The organism is Streptococcus salivarius, assembly GCF_000785515.1.
In the GTDB taxonomy this organism is placed as follows: domain Bacteria; phylum Bacillota; class Bacilli; order Lactobacillales; family Streptococcaceae; genus Streptococcus; species Streptococcus salivarius.
Genome location: NZ_CP009913.1, coordinates 663,436 through 680,968 on the forward strand (window position 1 = coordinate 663,436; position 17,533 = coordinate 680,968).

Genomic DNA, 17,533 nt, shown 5'->3' on the forward strand with positions numbered 1-17,533 from the left:
ATAGCAGATATACCTAACTCTGGACGTGATACTGTAAAGGAGATTAGCGATGCCAGTAGATGCTAAAACAAAATACAAGGCCAAGAAGACAAAGATTGTTTTCTTCGACATTGACGACACCCTTCGTGTCAAAAAGACAGGCTACATTCCTGAGTCTATTAAGGCTGTTTTCAAAGGGCTTAAAGAAAAAGGAATTTTGACGGGGATTGCCACAGGACGTGGCTACTATGGTGTCGTTGAGGACATTCGAGACTTAGAGCCCGATTATTTTGTAACCATCAATGGAACTTATGTGATTAATCGAAAAGGCGAAGAAATTTATAACCAGCCCCTAGCTCGTGAGGTTACAGAAGCCTTTGTTGCTTGGTGCAAGGAGATTGGGATTGCTTGGGGCTTTGCTGGTAAGGATAAGCCAGTTGTTTCTGAGCGTTCAGATTTGATTGATGATGCTATGAAACCAGTCTATGGTCTTTGTGATGTGGAGCCAGACTTCCACTTGTCGAACGATGTTTACCATATGTGGACTTTTGCGGAAAATGATGGTGAGCTTGAGTTACCAGAAGAACTTGCGACACATGTCCGCTTGGTGCCTTGGCACGAACACTCCTCTGACGTCGTAGCAAATGGTATCTCAAAAGCATCTGGTGTCGAGCATGTCTTGGAGCACGAAAACCTTAAACCGGTCAATGCTATGATGTTTGGTGATGGTCCAAACGATATGGAAATCTTTGACTATGTTGGACTTAAGATTGCCATGGGTAACGCTACACCAGAATTGAAAGAAAAAGCAGATTACGTTACAGGAACAGTAGAAGAAGATGGCATTTTCAATGCCTTGGAGGAACTCGGATTGGTAGAAAAAGAACTTCATTTCCCACAACTTGACTTGGATGCAGTAGAAGGTCCAGTCGTAACAATTAAAACAAACCATGGTGATTTGGTCATCAAACTTTTCCCTGATCATGCACCATTAACAGTTACTAACTTTGTCAATTTGGCCAAGAGTGGCTACTATGACGGTGTGATTTTCCACCGTATTATCAAGGACTTTATGATTCAAGGTGGTGACCCAACTGGTACTGGTATGGGTGGTGAGTCAAGTTTCGGTGGTAGCTTCCAGGATGAATTTTCTGAAGAACTCTATAACCTCCGTGGTGCGCTTTCTATGGCCAATGCTGGACCAGATACTAATGGTAGCCAGTTCTTCATCGTTCAAACGCCTGAAATTCCTTATGCTAAAAAGGAACTCGAACGTGGTGGTTGGCCAGCACCAATCGCGGAAGCTTATGCTGAAAATGGTGGAACACCTCACCTAGACCGTCGTCACACAGTCTTTGGTCAATTGGTGGATGAAGACTCTTACAAGGTGCTTGATGAGATTGCCAATGTTGAGGTTGGAGCTCAAGATAAGCCACTTGAGGATGTTGTGATTGAAACAGTTGAGGTAGCAGACTAAGATGAAAATTGGAGACAAGCTTAGGGGTGTTATCACAGGCATCAAGCCTTACGGTGCCTTTGTTTCATTGGAAAATGGTACCACAGGCTTGATTCACATCTCGGAGATTAAGACAGGTTATATCGACAACATCTACAATACCCTCAAGGTAGACCAGGAGGTCTTGGTTCAAGTTGTTGATTTTGATGAATTTACACAAAAGGCCAGTCTTTCTTTGAGAACCCTTGAGGAAGAAAAAAATAAAATCCCTCATCGTCATCGTTTCTCAGATAGTCGTTTGAACTATGGCTTTAAACCTTTGGCAGAAGCAATGCCAGGATGGATTGAAGAAGGACTTGACTATCTTAGACAAGAGCATGAGGAAAAATAGCAAAAAAAGCTGACTCTCAATGAGTCGGCTTTTTTGGTGTTTTCGATTTGGCTACAAACAAAAAGATCTTCAATTTAATTGAAGACCCATGTTTATTAATTAGACATCAAAATAGATCAATTCTTTTGGTGTGTGTGTGAAGACTTCAAAGCCATCTTTTGTCACATAACCACAGTCCTCGATACGAACACCAACTTTTTCAGGAATGTAAATACCTGGTTCAACAGAGAAGCACATTCCTTCTTCGATTACCAAGTCATTTCCTTCCATGATAGAAGGGAATTCATGCACATCCATTCCGATACCGTGTCCGAGGCGGTGGTTGAAGTATTCGCCGTAACCAGCTTTTTCAATAACATTACGTGCTGCAGCATCGACTTCGCTGGCAGTTACACCTGGTTTAATCATATCTAGGGCAGCCTGTTGAGCTTCTAAAGTCAAGTGGTAGATTTCTTTTTTGAAATCATCGGGTTTTCCAACAGCGACTGTTCGCGTCATATCTGAAGCATAGCCATTCACCATACAGCCCAAGTCGAAGAGAAGAAGAGCATCTTTTTCAATTTTGTTGCTTCCAGGAATGCCGTGTGGGTTGGCTGCATTGTTACCAGTCAAGACCATAGTTTCAAAGCTCATTTCATAGCCCAAGCGTTTGATGCCAAATTCGATTTGAGCAATGATGTCTGTTTCAGTAACGTCGAGAGAGATATTGTCGAAACCGATATTAACAGCTTTATCAGCATAATCACCGGCAACCAACATTTTTTGAATTTCATCAGCTGACTTGATAACGCGCATTTTTTGAATGAATGGTGTCAAGTTTTCAAAGCGACCATCAAAGACCGTTTGCAATCCTTGGAACTTAGTCACATTGAGATTGTCAAACTCTGCATAAATAATAGGGCTGTCTGTACTTGCTAGGCCAGCTTTGATTTTTTGCCATGGATTTTCAGAATCCACATATCCAAAGACTGGGAAGTCGAGTACAGCAGAGGCACGTGCAACCTCAAGAGCAGGAACAAAGAGGGCAGGTTCACGATTTTCGTAGACGAAGAGGAACATTTGGCGTTCATGTGGGTCACAATCAAAACCAGTAAGATAATTGACAGTTACAGGATCTGAAACAATAGCTAGCCCTGCTTTATTTTCATTCAAAAAATGACGAATGCGATCAAGTTTAGACATAGAAAAAACTCCTTTGTATTTCTTACACTCATTCTGTCACTTTTATAGGGAAAATGCAAGTTGTTTTTTGGCTTTTCATTAAATCATTTACTTTCATTGAGACTTTTTTAGGCTAGTTTTGTAAGCGATGGATAGTCTTGGAAACACGAAATGAGAGGCCTTTTTCTGAAATGGCTTTCTTCCTCGTAACCATAAAGAAGGAATCCCTTTCATTTTTTTGTAAAAAATCAGTCAAAATAATTGAAAGTGTTTTCAGAATCTGATACAATTAGAATGAATAAGTGAGCGTAAAATGAGAAAGGAAGTGTTTTTATGAATACTGATGAAACAATTACTATATACGACGTTGCGCGTGAAGCAGGTGTTTCGATGGCGACTGTGTCTCGTGTGGTAAATGGAAATAAAAATGTAAAAGAAAACACCCGAAAAAAAGTGCTTGAGGTCATTGATCGTTTGGATTACCGTCCAAATGCGGTTGCGCGTGGCTTGGCGAGTAAGAAAACCACTACTGTAGGAGTTGTCATCCCAAATATTGCTAATAGTTATTTTGCTACTTTAGCAAGGGGGATTGATGATATTGCAACCATGTACAAGTATAATATTGTTCTTGCATCTAGTGATGAAAATGACGATCACGAAGTTACCGTGATTAACTCTCTATTTGCCAAACAAGTAGACGGTATCATCTTCATGGGTTACCACTTGACGGAAAAAATTCGTGCAGAATTTTCCCGTACTCGTACGCCGATTGTCCTAGCAGGAACAGTGGACCTCGAACACCAATTACCGAGTGTTAACATCGACTATAAAGCTGCCGTTGAGGATTCTATAACACAGCTTGCCAAGAATAATGAAAAGGTTGCCTTTGTATCAGGGCCACTAATTGATGATATTAATGGCAAGCTCCGTCTAGCTGGTTATAAGGCTGGACTTGAAAAGAATAATTTGCGCTACAATGAAGGACTAGTCTTTGAAGCTAAATATAGCTATAAAGATGGCTTTGATCTAGCACAACGTGTCTTGAACTCTGGTGCCACTGCTGCCTATGTTGGAGAAGATGAATTGGCTGCAGGTCTCTTGAATGGCCTCTTTGCTGCAGGTAAATCAGTTCCAGAAGACTTCGAAATCATCACAAGCAATGACTCACCAATTACAAGCTATACACGTCCAAACCTTTCTAGTATTAATCATCCTCTCTATGATTTAGGGGCAGTTAGCATGCGTATGTTGACTAAAATCATGAATAAGGAAGAACTTGAAGAAAAAGATGTTATTCTTAATCACGGTATTACCTTACGTCAGTCAACAAAATAAAAAAGGAGTTGGGACATAAGTTTGTCTCAACTTCTCTTTTTTAGAAAAAGGGAGAACCAATGACTTTTGAGGATGCTTATTTTAAAAAGAAAGTCCTAAAACCTGATAGCCTAGAACCTTTTGGTTTTACAGCTACTGAGCAAGGCTATGAGTTCAGAAAAACACTGATAGCTGAAGAACTTGAAGCTCGATTGTTTATTGATTTAGAAGGTAAGTTGACGGGACAGGTTGTCGATAGTGATCTTGATGAGCCTTATGATATCTTCAGGAGTCCTCAGGCTACTGGAACTTACGTTGGTCAAGTCAGAGAGGCTTATGGAGAACTTCTGTCACAGGTAGCTGATTCTTGTTATGAAGATCAATTATTCTCATCTCCACAAGCTAATCGCCTGGCTAAATTTTTAGCTCAAGAATTTTCAGACCAAGCAGACCATCCTTTCGAGAAAGAACCAAGCTATCTATCTTTTAGAGTTGATGGTAAATGGTATGCCTTGTTTTTTCCTCTTAAGGGAGAAAAACTAGGGCTTGATGGAGAAAAGGCAGAATTAACATATGATGTGGTTAACCTCAAGGTTAATCCGACGCAAATGGATAAGCTCTTGAAAATGGATGGCGTTTTTCCTAGCTACCATATGTCCAAGAAGACCTGGGTTAGTCTTGTTTTAGATGAGACCTTGCCAGACCAGACTGTTTTTGAGCTTCTTAGTGAAAGTCGTTCCCTAGTGGCTCCCAAACATCTTAGAAAGGCTTCGGAGCCTCATTATTGGATTATCCCGGTAAATTTGAAATACTACGATATTGGGGATGAGTTTTCCGCAAATGAGGAGATTCTTTGGACACAGAAAGCTAGTATGCAAAAGGGAGATTTTGTGGCTATCTATATTACGGCACCTACCAAGGCCATCCGTTACGTCTGTCAGGTTTTAGAGGCAAATATCCCTAATCAAGGTTATCGTGAAGAGGAGAGTATTAAAGAGTTGATGCGGATTAAGCCCTTATACACTTTTAATGACACTGACTTTGATAGTGATAGACTAAAGAGTTTAGGTATTAAAACTGTTCGAGGTCCTCGACATATGACGGAAGAGTTAGTTCAGGCTTTATCCCCTTACCTAAAAGAAAAATAGAAGGAGGACATCATGCGAATTTTGATTGCACCTGATTCATTTAAGGAAAGTTTATCTGCAAAAGAGGTCGCCTTAGCTCTTAAATCAGGTTTTGAAAATGCCTTACCCGACGCTGATTTTGACCTCATGCCAATAGGTGATGGTGGCGAGGGCACCTTAGATGCTCTTGCTGAAAATCTAAATCTTGAGAAGAAAAGTATCAAGATTCCTCATGCCTATACAAGTGACGGAAGTGTTTCTTTTGCCAGCAATGGCCAGACTGCCATTTTTGAAATGGCTGCGATTTGTGGCTTGGAGCATATTCCTAAGGAGAAACGAAATCCTCTAGCTCTAACGACACAAGGCGTAGGTGAACTAATTGTTCATTTGGTTCAATCTGGCATCCGAGAGTTTATTATAGGCGTAGGTGGATCTGCTACCAATGATGGTGGTATTGGTATGGCATATGGATTGGGGTATCGTTTTTATGATTCTGAGGGACAGGAGCTTGAGCCAATAGGTGCTAATCTTGGTCTCATTAAGAAGGTATCCTCTAAAAATAAGCTTGATTTGTCTGGTGTCACCATTCGTCTGATTACTGATGTAGACAACCCCTTGTGTGGCCAACATGGAGCAACCTATATTTTTGGTGGACAAAAAGGCTTGTCTCCTTCACAATTTAAAAAAGTCGACCAAGATATGTCTCAATTCTACACTGACGTTGCTCCAGAAGTTTTAAAACTGGCTGGTTCAGGAGCAGGGGGAGGCATGGCTGCAGGCCTGGTGGCCTTTGCAGGTGCAGAAATTAAATCAGGGATTAGCTTTGTACTTGATTGTGTTGATTTTGACCAACGTGTGAAGTCTGCTGATTTGGTTATAGTAGGAGAAGGACGTATGGATAGCCAGTCCTTGTCTGGTAAGGCACCGGTCGGGGTAGCTAGGCGGACACCATCAGCTATTCCTGTCATTGCAATCTGTGGTAGTCTGAAGGATGACTTGCCTGATTTTCCAGTAGCAGGCATTTCAGCTGCTTTTCCCATTATTGGTCAAGTAGCAGACTTAGACCAAGTTTTAGCTGCTGCTAAGGAGAATCTCTATCGAACAGGACTCAATATTGGAAATCTCATCAAGCTCAATAAAACATTGTGATAATTGTGATATAAGAAAAAGCTGACGTAGCGTCAGCTTTTATTTTCCAAATAGTTTAGCGAAAAATCCCTTTTTTTCAGTGACAGGTTCAGTTTCTTTAGGAGCAAGGATATCAGGATAGAGCTCTGAAAATAACACTTTATCAAGGTTTTCTGCTTGATTACTATGTAGGATAAGACCGTATGGTGAATGGGCCTTGGCCTCGTCCACGATAGTAGCTGAAATGTTGAGTGCTTGAGCCGTTTTGATATAGGTAAATTGTATCTGGTCAGCTAACTTTGGCGATAGCTTGAGACTAAGATTCGGGTAAACGGCTTGTAAGTCTTTTAAAATCTGCGGAAAATGGTCAATTACAGTTTTCTTTTCAGCATTTTCCAATAGAACAGCTAGGACTACACGTTCCGCATAGGTTCCAAAATACTGACGAAGTTCATCGGGATTAAGGCGTTTTTCGCCACTAGCGCATTGGAGCACTTTGTTTTCAAGTGAAGTCATAGGAATCTCCTGTAAGTTTTCTACTAGCTATTATACAATATTTTGAATTCCTTTTCATTCGGGTCGTTTTCTGAGATTTTCAAAAACAATTGAAAATATTAAAAAATAGAAAATCGCTAGAAAATTCTGGTTTTAATTTGCTTAAGCCTTGATATTATGGTAATATATAGGTGTAAAAAATTTTAACTCATAAGGAGAGTATTGTAATGTCAATTATTACTGATGTTTACGCACGCGAAGTCCTTGACTCACGCGGTAACCCAACACTTGAAGTAGAAGTTTACACTGAATCTGGTGCATTCGGTCGCGGTATGGTTCCTTCAGGAGCTTCAACTGGTGAACACGAAGCAGTAGAACTTCGTGATGGTGACAAAGCTCGTTACGGTGGTCTTGGTACTCAAAAAGCAGTTGATAACGTAAACAACGTTATTGCTGAACACATCATCGGATTCGACGTACGTGATCAACAAGGTATTGACCGCGCAATGATCGCTCTTGACGGTACTCCAAACAAAGGTAAACTTGGTGCCAACGCTATTCTTGGTGTGTCTATCGCTGTAGCACGCGCAGCTGCTGACTACCTTGAAGTTCCACTTTACAGCTACCTTGGCGGATTCAACACTAAAGTTCTTCCAACTCCAATGATGAACATCATCAACGGTGGTTCTCACTCAGACGCTCCAATCGCTTTCCAAGAATTCATGATCGTACCTGCTGGTGCACCAACATTCAAAGAAGCTCTTCGTTGGGGTGCTGAAATCTTCCACGCACTTAAGAAAATCCTTAAAGAACGTGGACTTGAAACAGCCGTAGGTGACGAAGGTGGTTTCGCACCTCGTTTCGACGGAACTGAAGATGGTGTTGAAACTATCATCAAAGCTATCGAAGCTGCTGGATATGTACCAGGTAAAGACGTATTTATCGGATTTGACTGTGCATCATCTGAATTCTACGATGCAGAACGTAAAGTTTACGACTACACTAAATTTGAAGGTGAAGGCGCTGCTGTTCGTACTGCTGCAGAACAAATCGACTACCTTGAAGAATTGGTTAACAAATACCCAATCATCACTATCGAAGATGGTATGGACGAAAACGACTGGGACGGTTGGAAAGCTCTTACTGAACGTCTTGGTGGTAAAGTTCAATTGGTTGGTGACGACTTCTTCGTAACTAACACAGCTTACCTTGAAAAAGGTATTGCAGAACACGCTGCTAACTCAATCCTTATCAAAGTTAACCAAATCGGTACTTTGACTGAAACTTTCGACGCTATCGAAATGGCGAAAGAAGCTGGATACACAGCAGTAGTATCACACCGTTCAGGTGAAACTGAAGATTCAACAATCGCTGATATCGCAGTTGCAACTAACGCTGGTCAAATCAAGACAGGTTCATTGTCACGTACTGACCGTATCGCTAAATACAACCAATTGCTTCGTATCGAAGACCAACTTGGTGAAGTTGCAGAATACCGTGGTTTGAAATCATTCTACAACTTGAAAAAATAAAACGTTGATTTAACAACGTTTCTGAGGACTCTAGGTTAAACCTAGGGTTCTTTTTTTCTATCCGAGGGGCAAAGAGGGGGCAAGATTATTCGTAATGATATTATCTAAAACATTGACAGCTTGGTCCTTCATGTTTCTTGTGACGTGGGTATAGATGCTAGTAGTTACTTCCGAATCTGCATGACCAACCCTATCCATGATGGTTTTTAGGGGCACGCTGTTTTCAGCCAATATGCTTATCGTGGTGTGTCTAAAGATATGAGGGGACAAGTGCTTGTCGATAGGTGTTTCCAGTCTAGCATTAGCTCGTTGGAGCGATGCACTTAGGATTGTGCTATGGATAGGCTTGCCAGTATTGGTCGTGAAAATTTTATCGCTATGATACCAATCTGGGTTGGTTGATTCGCTTAACTCTTTCAATTCTAGTATCTGGTCAATGATTTCCATTTCTCGATTAGTGAGGTAAGTAGTTCGATAACTAGCGACTGTTTTTGTTCCTTCGTTTTCTGGGATATATCTGTTAAAAGAAGTGTGGATATCTAAAGAGCGTGTCTCTTTATGGTAATCTGACACGGTCAGTCCAGCTAATTCACCAATCCGACAGCCGTTTAGTAACATAAACTCACACGCTAGAGCATATCTCAGTGTAATGTCTTTTCGATAGAGTTCTTTCAGCAATCGACTGTATTCGTCTGGTTCTAAGTATTTATTCTTGGCAGCTTGTTGTTTTTCGAACTTATTAGTCTTCTTTGGTAATCGTGCCTTTCGTGATGGATTGTCGCTAATAAGTTGTTGATCCATAGCATAATCGAAGAATGTATTTAACACGGTCTTGGCACGATATTTCTGTGAATCTGTCCAGCCTTCGGTGTCTAGCAATGATTGGATAAGTCTAACGTTGATGTTTGATAGGATAGTTCCTTGTTCGATAGTGTCAGATATTCGCTTAACGGATGCTGCAAGGCTCTTGATTGAGCTTAACTTAATCTGTTTTTGGTGAAACTCCCACCATTCGTTGAAGGCACTATGGAACGATACATTAGTAGTGCTTGATGATTCTATTTTCTGGACTATCTTATCATCCAGTAAGCGTTGAGCTTCTTTCTTTGCTCGATTCGAACCGCTATTAAGCGTTACAGATACCCGTTTCCATTTCTCAGTGTAAGTGTCCTTGTATCTTTCGAAATATTTATATTTTCCGTTTGGTAATTCTTCTACCCACATTGTATTTACCTCACTTTTTTGATAAAATGGGTACAGAAAAAAGACTTGTAAGACTGCTCTCAGTTTACACGATTTTTTCTGTGATGCACAAGCTCTATAATCTAACTTTGGCGAGGGAGATTATAGGGCTTTTTTATTAGTTTCAAATATTCGTTTTTTACAAAAGTCTCATCACAAATCGTGGTGAGATTATATTTTTCCATGAAGTGTAAGTAATTAAAATCATCAAGATTTTCATTTTTCAACAACTCATGGATCATGTTCCTATTAGCTTGAGCTTCGTATTTTTCACGCAAACGCTCATAGTCTTTAGAATTGTGCTCTAGGTGGCTTAATTCATGCAAAATGACCTTTAAACGTATTTCTGGGGCTAAATCCTTATTGATATAAACCACCCTGTTTATGAGGTCGAGAAAGCCGTTTCGTGACCACTCGTTAGAACTAAACTCACAAAGAGACACGTTGAACTGCTCAAGCAATTCACTTTCAGTCATAGAGCCTCCATGATATTATTTGCCGAACCAGACAGGAATAGCAATACCGGCAAGAGCTACAAGGATACCAATAAACCAATAAGTGAATTCTTTTCTATTCTTGGCTTGTTCCTCAAGTTGCCTATTGGTTTGTGCTAAGAACATGTTTTCCATGCGTTGACCAAAGGTATCAAATTTAGCGTCAATCTTTTGGTCCATCATCTGGAATTTTAAGTCCAGTTCGTTTTTGGCATACATGTCGTCCAGTTTGTTTTCAATTTTTTCAATACGACGTCCTAACTGGTCAGTGCGGAGAGATAGCTCAGTCTTATCTTGATTTAAACTCTGGGCTGTTTGCTGGAGAATGCGTTGAGTGTTTTCTTCGTTCTTTTCCAATCTTTGCTCAAGCGCCTGGATATCCAGTTCACGATACAAGTCAATAGCCATTTTTCTTACCTCATCTATTTGATTTTGTAAGTCCATTATATCACTTGCATGGGGTGTTTGGGTGTTGATTCTTTTGCCGGAGTCTATAGAAGTTACCTTAGACTGTCTAGCGTTTGCGGTGTCATTTGTTTTAGGAATTTCGATATCTCGAGTATTATCCATTTATACCACCCCCGAAATAATAGTAGCAGTAAAATGTATCAGCAACCTTATCACCCTTTATCAAAGCGAACAACAGGAACAAATCCCCTTTTTCCATCAAGGTTAAATCAAAGGCAAAATCCCCGGCCGCTTTCCCGTACCCTTCATTATCAGGGGCTGAAATGCTTGACTTTGGTATATAGACGTTCGTAGCATGGAAGGGATGAGACTCTCCACTCGGAAAATTTGCAGTAACTACTAGCGTGTAGTTCGTTTCGGGTTGGATGTTGAAGAAGTCTATAGAACAATTCAGCGCCACGCCCGTCGGATAACTCGATAACTTGTTTAATGTGCTAAGTTCTTCACCGCTGTCAGCTTCAGAAAGTTTGACCCCAGCAATCTTTTCCTTAAACGGATTCGGCTTCATAGCGATACTTACCATACTATTTCTCCTTACTACTCATATAACCAGCGATTATGCCACGGATAGCCCGCTTATCATCCTCGGTAAGTGGTTTACCGTCGAACATCATGGCGTTAGCTATGATTTCGCCGATATCGTGGGCATTGGTTGGGTGCGAATCTTTAGTCATAGGGACATCATACCCCATGAGCCACGCTTCAGATACCCCCAACGTCCTAGCAAGCAGCACCAACTTTTCTTGGTCTGGTGTTGATTTCCCATTGATATATTGAGACAAAGCACTCTTTCCAAGTTTTACACCCAATTCTTTTTGATGCACTTTTGAAAGAGAAATCACGTCAACTTGTTTCAAATTCCGCTCGCTCATTACTTGTTGCAAACGTGAAGCAGTAGTATTTTTCATATTTTTTCCTTTTCCTTTTATGAGTACATTATATAGTAGAAAATAAAAAAAGTTCAAGAAAAATCTAAAAAAAGTTCAAAAAATTGAACAAAAACTATTGACAAATAAAAAGAGAAGGATTAAAATAAAACCATAAAGTTCAAGAGATTGAACTTAGAAAGGAGAACTCAATGAGATTTAACTACGCTAAATTAAAAGGGCGTATCATTGAAAAATATGGAACGCAAGAAGATTTTGCAAAAGCCATCGGCTTGACTCCGACAACGTTTTCGTTTAAAATCAACGGAAAGTCAAGTTGGAAAAATGACGAAATTGCAAAAGCTGCCGAATTATTAGAGATCTCACCCGATGAGATTGTAGGATATTTTTTTAACTACAAAGTTCAAGAACTTGAACCTAATAATTAAAATTATGAAAGGAGCTTAAACAAAATGAAGACACTAAAAAAACTCAAAGAATTCTTTGAGTCGAACTTAGACGGATATGATGTGGCACTGGCTATCATCGGTAGCTTAATCGGAGTTGTGATTGGCACAGCAATATTCTGGCTGTTAGTTAAATAACCAATTCTGAATAAGGAGTGTGATAGCAGTTCCAAACACTGAAACGAAAAGAGGTATCCAGAAACTTGTGAGCCAAAGTTGGCGTGAGAAAGTTTTGTATTGACGTAGGAAGATAAGACCCCTGCTAGTAATTCTGAAATCATTCGTTAGGTATTGCTCAATGAATGACAATGAAATTAATTCTTCAATAGCAAGTAGATCTTGCTCAATTAAATCTGAATAGTCTTCATAGATGACACAATTGGAATCATCTATGACCTCAATCATTTCTTTCAACAACTTTCTAGCTTGTTTCGATACAGTTTCAATCATTTTAAACACCTCTTGAATTAATTATATCAGAAAGGACTACCAATGAAAATAACCTACAAACCAGCCGGAATCAATGAAACGGCTGAGTGGGGAGACTATGAACACCTCATGCAACGGTGGGAAGGTCTAGGGAAGTCAATGGCAAAAAACCTCATTCGAGAAATGAGGGATAACAAAGACTTTCGGGGCTATGTTGTCAACCCAACTCATAAACTGGTTTTTATCAACTATGAAGGGTTTAAGTCCTTCATCGAATGGAAAACTAGGAACAGATTCAAATAACATTAATATCCCTGGCCGCAGAAGTGAGCTAGTGAGGAGATGTAAGCAATACCAACCAAAAAACTACAACGATTTGATATTCATAATTGTCTCCTTAAATATATAAATCTATGAAAAAATCCTCACTAGTTCTCTAGTGCGGTTAGGGAAAAGAAGAAAGGGATTAACAATGAAAAAACTATTTGCATGGCTTTGGAGCAAAAAACAACAAGAACCAGAATATTTCTTTGAGCCAGTATGGACACCACGAGAAATCAACGACCAGAAATATGAAGCACGCCAAAAACGTGAGCGTGAGTTACTAGCGAAATACGGAAACCGATAAGATCACTATCTTCAATCCGTAGCCACGGCCCCATCGTGGAGTGTATCTTATACCCATTTTCCCAAAAAATAACACTTTACTACCCACACAAAATCTTTCTAAAAAACATATTTACAAAGCGGTGGGGCTATGGGTGCGGATTGAAGCACTAAAAAAGCACAGGTAAGGGCCTGTGCAAGAAAAAAACATCTATACAAGGAGTATACCATGAAAACACTCAACACTCAAACAGTAGCTAAACCTGGATTCACTAAAAGCAAAGCATTTGGCTTGTGTGGCACACTTGCCATTGCCACAGCTCTATTGATTGGAGCTGGTCAAGTATCAGCGGACGAAACTACCGCACCAGTGGCGGATACACAGCCAGCGGTGTCTAACGTTTACACAGCGGATAACGCTGGTAACGTTACAGTTACACCTAGCGAAACAGCGGCACCAGTAGAATCTCAACCGATTGCAGAAGCACCAGCAACAACTACAGAAGTAGCTCAACCAGTAGCTGAAACCCCAGCGGCACCTACTACAGTTACCAAAGAAGGCGACACAATCAACGTTGAAAATCCTAACGTTGAGGTTACTTTCCCTAACGGTAATGGTAAATACTCACCGTTCGAAGTGGAATATAAAGATATTCAAATTCCAGACGACGTGCCGGTTAATGCTGGTGACAAGGTTACTTTTGACTTGCCCGAAGAAGTGAAATTCCAAACCTCTTACGAGTTTGATGTTCACAATCCAGAAAAAGCAGTAGTTGGTAAAGCTACAGCGGATGCCACTACGAACAAGGTGACAACTGTATTCAATGACTACTTTAAGACACACCCTCTAAATAAGAGCATGAGTCTTAAACTTGATGCAAGTTGGACCGATAAAGTTGTAGCAGGGAAGCCGGTAAATATCAACTTTAACGGAACTGTGGTAACAGCTAATATTGGTTCAGAGCAAGTCATTGGCAAAGATGAACTTATCGCTAAATGGGGATTCCAAGACAAAGAAGACCCTACTGTAATCAATTGGACAGCTCGTGTTAACTATGCCAAACGTGTACTAAACTATGTATCAATCATTGATACCATGAGTGATAATCAAAAGCTTGTTGATAATTACTTCGAAATCAAATCGATTGAAAGCGTAGACCCTTGGATTGATAAAGGTTCTGCTATGGATTTAGTAAAATCAATCAGTAAATCAGACCACGGTTTCACAATTAAAATGGATCGCCTTGATCATATGATTTATATTAACTATAAAACTAAATTGATTAACGCGGTTAAAGATAGCGTAAACCCAACCAATAAGATTGAGTTGAAAGCTGAGTCAGACGGTGCTATCTCACACAGTTATGTCCAACTTGTCGGTGGTAAAGGCGATGCCAGCGGTGAAAATAAACCAGAACCAACGTTTGAAATTCCACACGATGCACCTAAGTACGAAAAACCGGAATTTGAGGGCGGCATCCCAGGGATTCCAGAGGTGCGAGAATTGCCAGAGTACACTGAACCAATCGGTACCGTACCGAATGAAGCCCCAGTTTATGATAAACCAGAATGGAACGGCGGTATTCCGGGTATTCCGGAAGTTCGTGAGCTCCCACCATTCGAAGGCGGCGTAGTTCCAAACGACGCCCCTATCCTCGACTTGCCAGAGCTTGAAATTCCAGTAGAGCCAGATAAACCGGTTACGCCGAAAGAATTACCTAGCAAGCCCGTAGACGCTCCGAAAACAAAAGAGGCGGAATACGCCACAGTATCTTATAACTTCGTACCAGTGAGCAAAGAGACACCTAAAACAGCCGTTTACGGTGGTGTTCTCCCAAACACTGGGGAGAAAGAGGGGATTGCTAGCGCTTTAGGGTTGGTAGTAATTGCAGCAGGTATCACAACTTTGGGATTGAGCTTCAAGAAATACAACGAAGAAAAAGAGGATTAAGTGAATGAGCATCGCGATAAATAAGTTGGAAATTGAAAACGTCAAACGAATTAAAGCAGTCAAGGTTGAGCCATCGCCTACCGGCCTCACAGTAATCGGTGGGAATAATAACCAGGGTAAAACAAGCGTGCTAGATTCTATCGCTTGGGCACTTGGTGGGAATCGTTTTAAACCTAGCAAGGCGGCTCGTGAAGGTTCTGTCGTTCCTCCTTCTCTTAAAATTACCATGTCAAATGGATTGATTGTTGAGAGAAAAGGAAAAAACAGCTCTCTGAAAGTAATTGATCCGAACGGCAATAAAGGCGGCCAACAACTTCTCGATAGTTTCGTTGAGGAATTGGCCATCAACCTCCCGAAATTTATGGACAGCACTGCTAAAGAGAAAGCTGACATCCTTTTGCAAATCATCGGGGTTGGCCCTCAATTAGCTGAATTAGAAATCAAAGAGAAGCAGTTATATGATCAGCGCCATGCTATCGGTGTAATTGCTGACCAGAAGGAAAAGTTCGCAAAAGAACAGACCTATTACCCAGACGCACCAAAAGAGTTGGTTTCCATTGCAGACCTGATTGCAGAACAGCAAGAAGTGTTAGCAAAAAATGGAGAGAATGCTCGCAAACGTCAAAACGCTCAGCAGATTAAAACTGCCTACGAAGGCAAACTTGCTGAAGTTAACCGTTTGGCAGAACAATTGAAGGCAGCTCAAGCAGAATTAGAAACTCTTGAAAACGACCTTCAAATTGCTACCGACTTAACGATTGACCTTATCGATGAATCTACAGAAGAAATCGAAAGCAATATCGCCAACATCGAACAAACAAACCTCAAGGTTCGAGCAAATCTTGATAAAGAAAAAGCTGAAGAAGAAGCTAGAGTCCAACGTGAAGAATACAACAGATTATCTAGCGAAATCGAAGCTGTTCGAAAAGACAAGCGTGACCTGTTAACTAATGCCGACCTGCCACTCGAAGGACTATCTGTCAACGATGGGAAACTTCTCTATCTCGGTCAAGAGTGGGATAACATGTCAGGTTCTCAACAACTCATGGTAGCGACCGCAATCGTCCGAAAACTAAAACCGGATTGTGGCTTCGTTTTAATCGACAAGCTCGAACAAATGGACCAAATCACATTGGACCAATTTGGAAAATGGCTTGAGGATGAAGGTCTCCAAGCTATTGCAACGAGAGTATCGACTGGTGATGAATGCTCAATTATCATCGAAGACGGCTATAGTCTCGATAATAAGACACATCAGCCAACAACAGAAGCTAAATCCGAAACACCACAAACGCCATCATGGCAAGGAGGATTTTAATGCAAATCACAAGAGGTATTAAAGCCAGAGCTCAGAAGGTTGTTATCTACGGCCCTGAAGGTATCGGGAAATCAAGTTTTGCAGCTCAATTTCCAGACCCTGTGTTTATCGATACTGAAGGTTCTACAGACAATATGGATGTAGCTAGATTGGATAAACCATCAAGTTGGACCATGTTGATGAACGAGATTGCTTTCATCAAAGCAAACCCAGATTCATGCAAGACCTTGGTAGTCGATACAATCGATTGGGCTGAGTCGTTAGCGGTTGAATCCGTTTGTGCTCAGCACGGAAAGAAGGGAATCGAAGATTTTGGATGGGGGAATGGATATACCTACGTCCGTGAAGAAATTGGTCGCTTCCTAAATAGTCTAAGCGAATTAATTGATCTAGGGATTAATGTTGTTCTTACTGCGCACGCTCAGATTAAGACCTTCACTCAACCCGACGAAATGGGAAGCTATGACCGCTACGAGCTCAAACTTGGAAAGAAAACAAGCTCACAGACAGCACCGTTGGTCAAAGAGTGGGCTGACATGGTCCTATTCTGTAACTACGAAACAATCGTAATGACTGATGAGAAGTCTAAAAAATCGAAAGCGCAAGGTGGACAGCGTGTTATGTATACACAACACCATCCGGCGTGGGATGCCAAGAATCGTCACAATCTACCTAATAAACTGCCATTAGACTACGCTGGAATCGCTCATATTTTCAATAATGTTCAAGCTGCACAGCAGCCAGCAAAGGTACAAACTCCGCCGCCTGCACCTAAGGAACCAACAGTGCCAGCGGAAGAAACGCCTATTCAAACTCAAACACCAACTCCAACTCCACAAGAGCCAGTCAACCCTGCACCAGTGGAACGTGGAGCTTATCAAGAGCCTGCTCCGTTCATCGAGCCTGCTCTCCGTGACCTAATGATTGCTAACCAGGTCACTGAACAAGAACTTCAACAGGCTGTAGCCTCTAAAGGCTATTACCCTATTGAAACACCTATCTCAATGTATGACAAATCATTCATCGACGGGGCTCTAGTAGCTACTTGGGACCGTGTCTTTGAAATGGTAAAAGAAATCCGTGGATCAGAATTTTAGGAGGAATATAAA

21 protein-coding genes are annotated in these 17,533 nt (G+C 41.0%); 13 read left to right on the top strand and 8 right to left on the bottom strand.

Annotation, left to right across the window (positions count from 1 at the left end; translation table 11 throughout):
- Positions 1-49: 49 nt before the first annotated feature.
- Together SSAL8618_RS03285 and SSAL8618_RS03290 are read left to right on the top strand one after the other, a co-directional pair.
- Positions 50-1,456, top strand: coding sequence for a Cof-type HAD-IIB family hydrolase (locus tag SSAL8618_RS03285; RefSeq protein WP_004182928.1), 1,407 nt, complete (start codon positions 50-52; stop codon positions 1,454-1,456).
- A gap of 1 nt (position 1,457) precedes the next feature.
- Complete coding sequence (locus SSAL8618_RS03290; RefSeq protein ID WP_002886108.1) at positions 1,458-1,826, top strand: S1 RNA-binding domain-containing protein; 369 nt, start codon at positions 1,458-1,460, stop codon at positions 1,824-1,826.
- A gap of 99 nt (positions 1,827-1,925) precedes the next feature.
- Here the strand turns inward: SSAL8618_RS03290 and SSAL8618_RS03295 are convergent, their stop codons facing one another.
- Positions 1,926-3,008, bottom strand: a complete 1,083-nt coding sequence (locus SSAL8618_RS03295) for a M24 family metallopeptidase (protein ID WP_002886210.1) — start codon at positions 3,006-3,008, stop codon at positions 1,926-1,928.
- A 312-nt stretch (positions 3,009-3,320) separates the two neighbouring features.
- On the opposite strand from SSAL8618_RS03295, the gene ccpA reads away from it, so the two are divergent.
- The 3 genes from ccpA to SSAL8618_RS03310 are packed head-to-tail and all read left to right on the top strand — an operon-like array spanning position 3,321 to position 6,577.
- The gene (gene ccpA, locus SSAL8618_RS03300; RefSeq protein ID WP_002886078.1) at positions 3,321-4,322 is read left to right on the top strand and encodes a catabolite control protein A; all 1,002 of its coding nucleotides are present in this window, start codon (positions 3,321-3,323) and stop codon (positions 4,320-4,322) included.
- A 59-nt stretch (positions 4,323-4,381) separates the two neighbouring features.
- Entirely contained in the window at positions 4,382-5,449 is a 1,068-nt protein-coding gene (locus SSAL8618_RS03305) for an MmcQ/YjbR family DNA-binding protein (protein ID WP_002886051.1), read from the top strand.
- A 12-nt stretch (positions 5,450-5,461) separates the two neighbouring features.
- Positions 5,462-6,577 carry a glycerate kinase gene (locus tag SSAL8618_RS03310; RefSeq protein ID WP_004182927.1) on the top strand — a complete coding sequence of 372 codons (1,116 nt, stop codon included), beginning with the start codon at positions 5,462-5,464 and terminating at the stop codon, positions 6,575-6,577.
- A gap of 39 nt (positions 6,578-6,616) precedes the next feature.
- On the opposite strand, the gene SSAL8618_RS03315 is transcribed toward SSAL8618_RS03310, so the two are convergent.
- On the bottom strand, positions 6,617-7,072 hold the full coding sequence (locus tag SSAL8618_RS03315) for a YueI family protein (protein WP_002885945.1): 456 nt from the start codon (positions 7,070-7,072) through the stop codon (positions 6,617-6,619).
- Between the two features lie 206 nt (positions 7,073-7,278).
- Between SSAL8618_RS03315 and eno the strand changes: the two genes are divergently transcribed.
- Positions 7,279-8,583, top strand: a complete 1,305-nt coding sequence (gene eno, locus SSAL8618_RS03320) for a surface-displayed alpha-enolase (RefSeq protein ID WP_002886048.1) — start codon at positions 7,279-7,281, stop codon at positions 8,581-8,583.
- 57 nt (positions 8,584-8,640) lie between these two features.
- Here eno and SSAL8618_RS03325 read toward each other — a convergent pair whose 3' ends face one another.
- The 5 genes from SSAL8618_RS03325 to SSAL8618_RS03345 form a co-directional block, all read right to left on the bottom strand.
- Positions 8,641-9,807, bottom strand: coding sequence for a tyrosine-type recombinase/integrase (locus SSAL8618_RS03325; protein WP_038675597.1), 1,167 nt, complete (start codon positions 9,805-9,807; stop codon positions 8,641-8,643).
- Positions 9,808-9,908: 101 nt separating this feature from the next.
- Positions 9,909-10,301 (bottom strand): ImmA/IrrE family metallo-endopeptidase, encoded by a 393-nt coding sequence (locus SSAL8618_RS03330; protein WP_038675599.1) that lies wholly within the window; start codon positions 10,299-10,301, stop codon positions 9,909-9,911.
- A gap of 15 nt (positions 10,302-10,316) precedes the next feature.
- Positions 10,317-10,889 (bottom strand): hypothetical protein, encoded by a 573-nt coding sequence (locus SSAL8618_RS10785; protein WP_223896514.1) that lies wholly within the window; start codon positions 10,887-10,889, stop codon positions 10,317-10,319.
- Complete coding sequence (locus SSAL8618_RS03340) at positions 10,882-11,310, bottom strand: hypothetical protein (protein ID WP_038675601.1); 429 nt, start codon at positions 11,308-11,310, stop codon at positions 10,882-10,884. Before SSAL8618_RS03340 ends, SSAL8618_RS10785 begins: the two co-directional genes overlap by 8 nt.
- A 1-nt stretch (position 11,311) precedes the next feature.
- The gene (locus tag SSAL8618_RS03345; RefSeq protein WP_306452955.1) at positions 11,312-11,644 is read right to left on the bottom strand and encodes a helix-turn-helix domain-containing protein; all 333 of its coding nucleotides are present in this window, start codon (positions 11,642-11,644) and stop codon (positions 11,312-11,314) included.
- Positions 11,645-11,865: 221 nt separating this feature from the next.
- On the opposite strand from SSAL8618_RS03345, the gene SSAL8618_RS03350 reads away from it, so the two are divergent.
- Positions 11,866-12,102, top strand: a complete 237-nt coding sequence (locus SSAL8618_RS03350; protein WP_038675605.1) for a DUF739 family protein — start codon at positions 11,866-11,868, stop codon at positions 12,100-12,102.
- A 24-nt stretch (positions 12,103-12,126) separates the two neighbouring features.
- Positions 12,127-12,258, top strand: coding sequence for a hypothetical protein (locus SSAL8618_RS10790; RefSeq protein WP_257001920.1), 132 nt, complete (start codon positions 12,127-12,129; stop codon positions 12,256-12,258).
- Here the strand turns inward: SSAL8618_RS10790 and SSAL8618_RS03355 are convergent.
- Positions 12,247-12,570, bottom strand: coding sequence for a hypothetical protein (locus SSAL8618_RS03355; protein ID WP_038675607.1), 324 nt, complete (start codon positions 12,568-12,570; stop codon positions 12,247-12,249). The two genes, SSAL8618_RS10790 and SSAL8618_RS03355, sit on opposite strands and share 12 nt — an antisense overlap.
- Positions 12,571-12,612: 42 nt before the next feature.
- Here SSAL8618_RS03355 and SSAL8618_RS03360 point away from each other — a divergent pair, with 42 nt between their 5' ends.
- The 5 genes from SSAL8618_RS03360 (at position 12,613) to SSAL8618_RS03375 (ending at position 17,521) form a co-directional block, all read left to right on the top strand.
- Entirely contained in the window at positions 12,613-12,852 is a 240-nt protein-coding gene (locus SSAL8618_RS03360; RefSeq protein ID WP_038676967.1) for a hypothetical protein, read from the top strand.
- Positions 12,853-13,021: 169 nt separating this feature from the next.
- Positions 13,022-13,177, top strand: coding sequence for a hypothetical protein (locus SSAL8618_RS10595; RefSeq protein ID WP_164712005.1), 156 nt, complete (start codon positions 13,022-13,024; stop codon positions 13,175-13,177).
- A gap of 207 nt (positions 13,178-13,384) precedes the next feature.
- The gene (locus SSAL8618_RS03365; RefSeq protein ID WP_038675609.1) at positions 13,385-15,106 is read left to right on the top strand and encodes an SIALI-17 repeat-containing surface protein; all 1,722 of its coding nucleotides are present in this window, start codon (positions 13,385-13,387) and stop codon (positions 15,104-15,106) included.
- Between the two features lie 4 nt (positions 15,107-15,110).
- On the top strand, positions 15,111-16,424 hold the full coding sequence (locus tag SSAL8618_RS03370) for an AAA family ATPase (protein WP_038675611.1): 1,314 nt from the start codon (positions 15,111-15,113) through the stop codon (positions 16,422-16,424).
- Positions 16,424-17,521, top strand: a complete 1,098-nt coding sequence (locus SSAL8618_RS03375; RefSeq protein WP_038675614.1) for an ATP-binding protein — start codon at positions 16,424-16,426, stop codon at positions 17,519-17,521. Before SSAL8618_RS03370 ends, SSAL8618_RS03375 begins: the two co-directional genes overlap by 1 nt.
- Positions 17,522-17,533 lie beyond the last annotated feature (12 nt).

Excerpts from the sequence above, each read along its gene's own strand:
- SSAL8618_RS10785 (WP_223896514.1), bottom strand. The coding sequence starts at position 10,889 with ATGGATAATACTCGAGATATCGAAATTCCTAAAACAAATGACACCGCA.
- SSAL8618_RS10595 (WP_164712005.1), top strand. The coding sequence starts at position 13,022 with ATGAAAAAACTATTTGCATGGCTTTGGAGCAAAAAACAACAAGAACCA.
- SSAL8618_RS03375 (WP_038675614.1), top strand. The coding sequence starts at position 16,424 with ATGCAAATCACAAGAGGTATTAAAGCCAGAGCTCAGAAGGTTGTTATC.
- SSAL8618_RS03365 (WP_038675609.1), top strand. The coding sequence starts at position 13,385 with ATGAAAACACTCAACACTCAAACAGTAGCTAAACCTGGATTCACTAAA.
- SSAL8618_RS03350 (WP_038675605.1), top strand. The coding sequence starts at position 11,866 with ATGAGATTTAACTACGCTAAATTAAAAGGGCGTATCATTGAAAAATAT.
- SSAL8618_RS03360 (WP_038676967.1), top strand. The coding sequence starts at position 12,613 with ATGAAAATAACCTACAAACCAGCCGGAATCAATGAAACGGCTGAGTGG.
- SSAL8618_RS03310 (WP_004182927.1), top strand. The coding sequence starts at position 5,462 with ATGCGAATTTTGATTGCACCTGATTCATTTAAGGAAAGTTTATCTGCA.
- eno (WP_002886048.1), top strand. The coding sequence starts at position 7,279 with ATGTCAATTATTACTGATGTTTACGCACGCGAAGTCCTTGACTCACGC.
- SSAL8618_RS03355 (WP_038675607.1), bottom strand. The coding sequence starts at position 12,570 with ATGATTGAAACTGTATCGAAACAAGCTAGAAAGTTGTTGAAAGAAATG.
- SSAL8618_RS03290 (WP_002886108.1), top strand. The coding sequence starts at position 1,458 with ATGAAAATTGGAGACAAGCTTAGGGGTGTTATCACAGGCATCAAGCCT.
- SSAL8618_RS03295 (WP_002886210.1), bottom strand. The coding sequence starts at position 3,008 with ATGTCTAAACTTGATCGCATTCGTCATTTTTTGAATGAAAATAAAGCA.
- SSAL8618_RS10790 (WP_257001920.1), top strand. The coding sequence starts at position 12,127 with ATGAAGACACTAAAAAAACTCAAAGAATTCTTTGAGTCGAACTTAGAC.
- SSAL8618_RS03325 (WP_038675597.1), bottom strand. The coding sequence starts at position 9,807 with ATGTGGGTAGAAGAATTACCAAACGGAAAATATAAATATTTCGAAAGA.
- SSAL8618_RS03330 (WP_038675599.1), bottom strand. The coding sequence starts at position 10,301 with ATGACTGAAAGTGAATTGCTTGAGCAGTTCAACGTGTCTCTTTGTGAG.
- SSAL8618_RS03305 (WP_002886051.1), top strand. The coding sequence starts at position 4,382 with ATGACTTTTGAGGATGCTTATTTTAAAAAGAAAGTCCTAAAACCTGAT.
- SSAL8618_RS03315 (WP_002885945.1), bottom strand. The coding sequence starts at position 7,072 with ATGACTTCACTTGAAAACAAAGTGCTCCAATGCGCTAGTGGCGAAAAA.
- SSAL8618_RS03285 (WP_004182928.1), top strand. The coding sequence starts at position 50 with ATGCCAGTAGATGCTAAAACAAAATACAAGGCCAAGAAGACAAAGATT.
- SSAL8618_RS03340 (WP_038675601.1), bottom strand. The coding sequence starts at position 11,310 with ATGGTAAGTATCGCTATGAAGCCGAATCCGTTTAAGGAAAAGATTGCT.
- SSAL8618_RS03370 (WP_038675611.1), top strand. The coding sequence starts at position 15,111 with ATGAGCATCGCGATAAATAAGTTGGAAATTGAAAACGTCAAACGAATT.
- ccpA (WP_002886078.1), top strand. The coding sequence starts at position 3,321 with ATGAATACTGATGAAACAATTACTATATACGACGTTGCGCGTGAAGCA.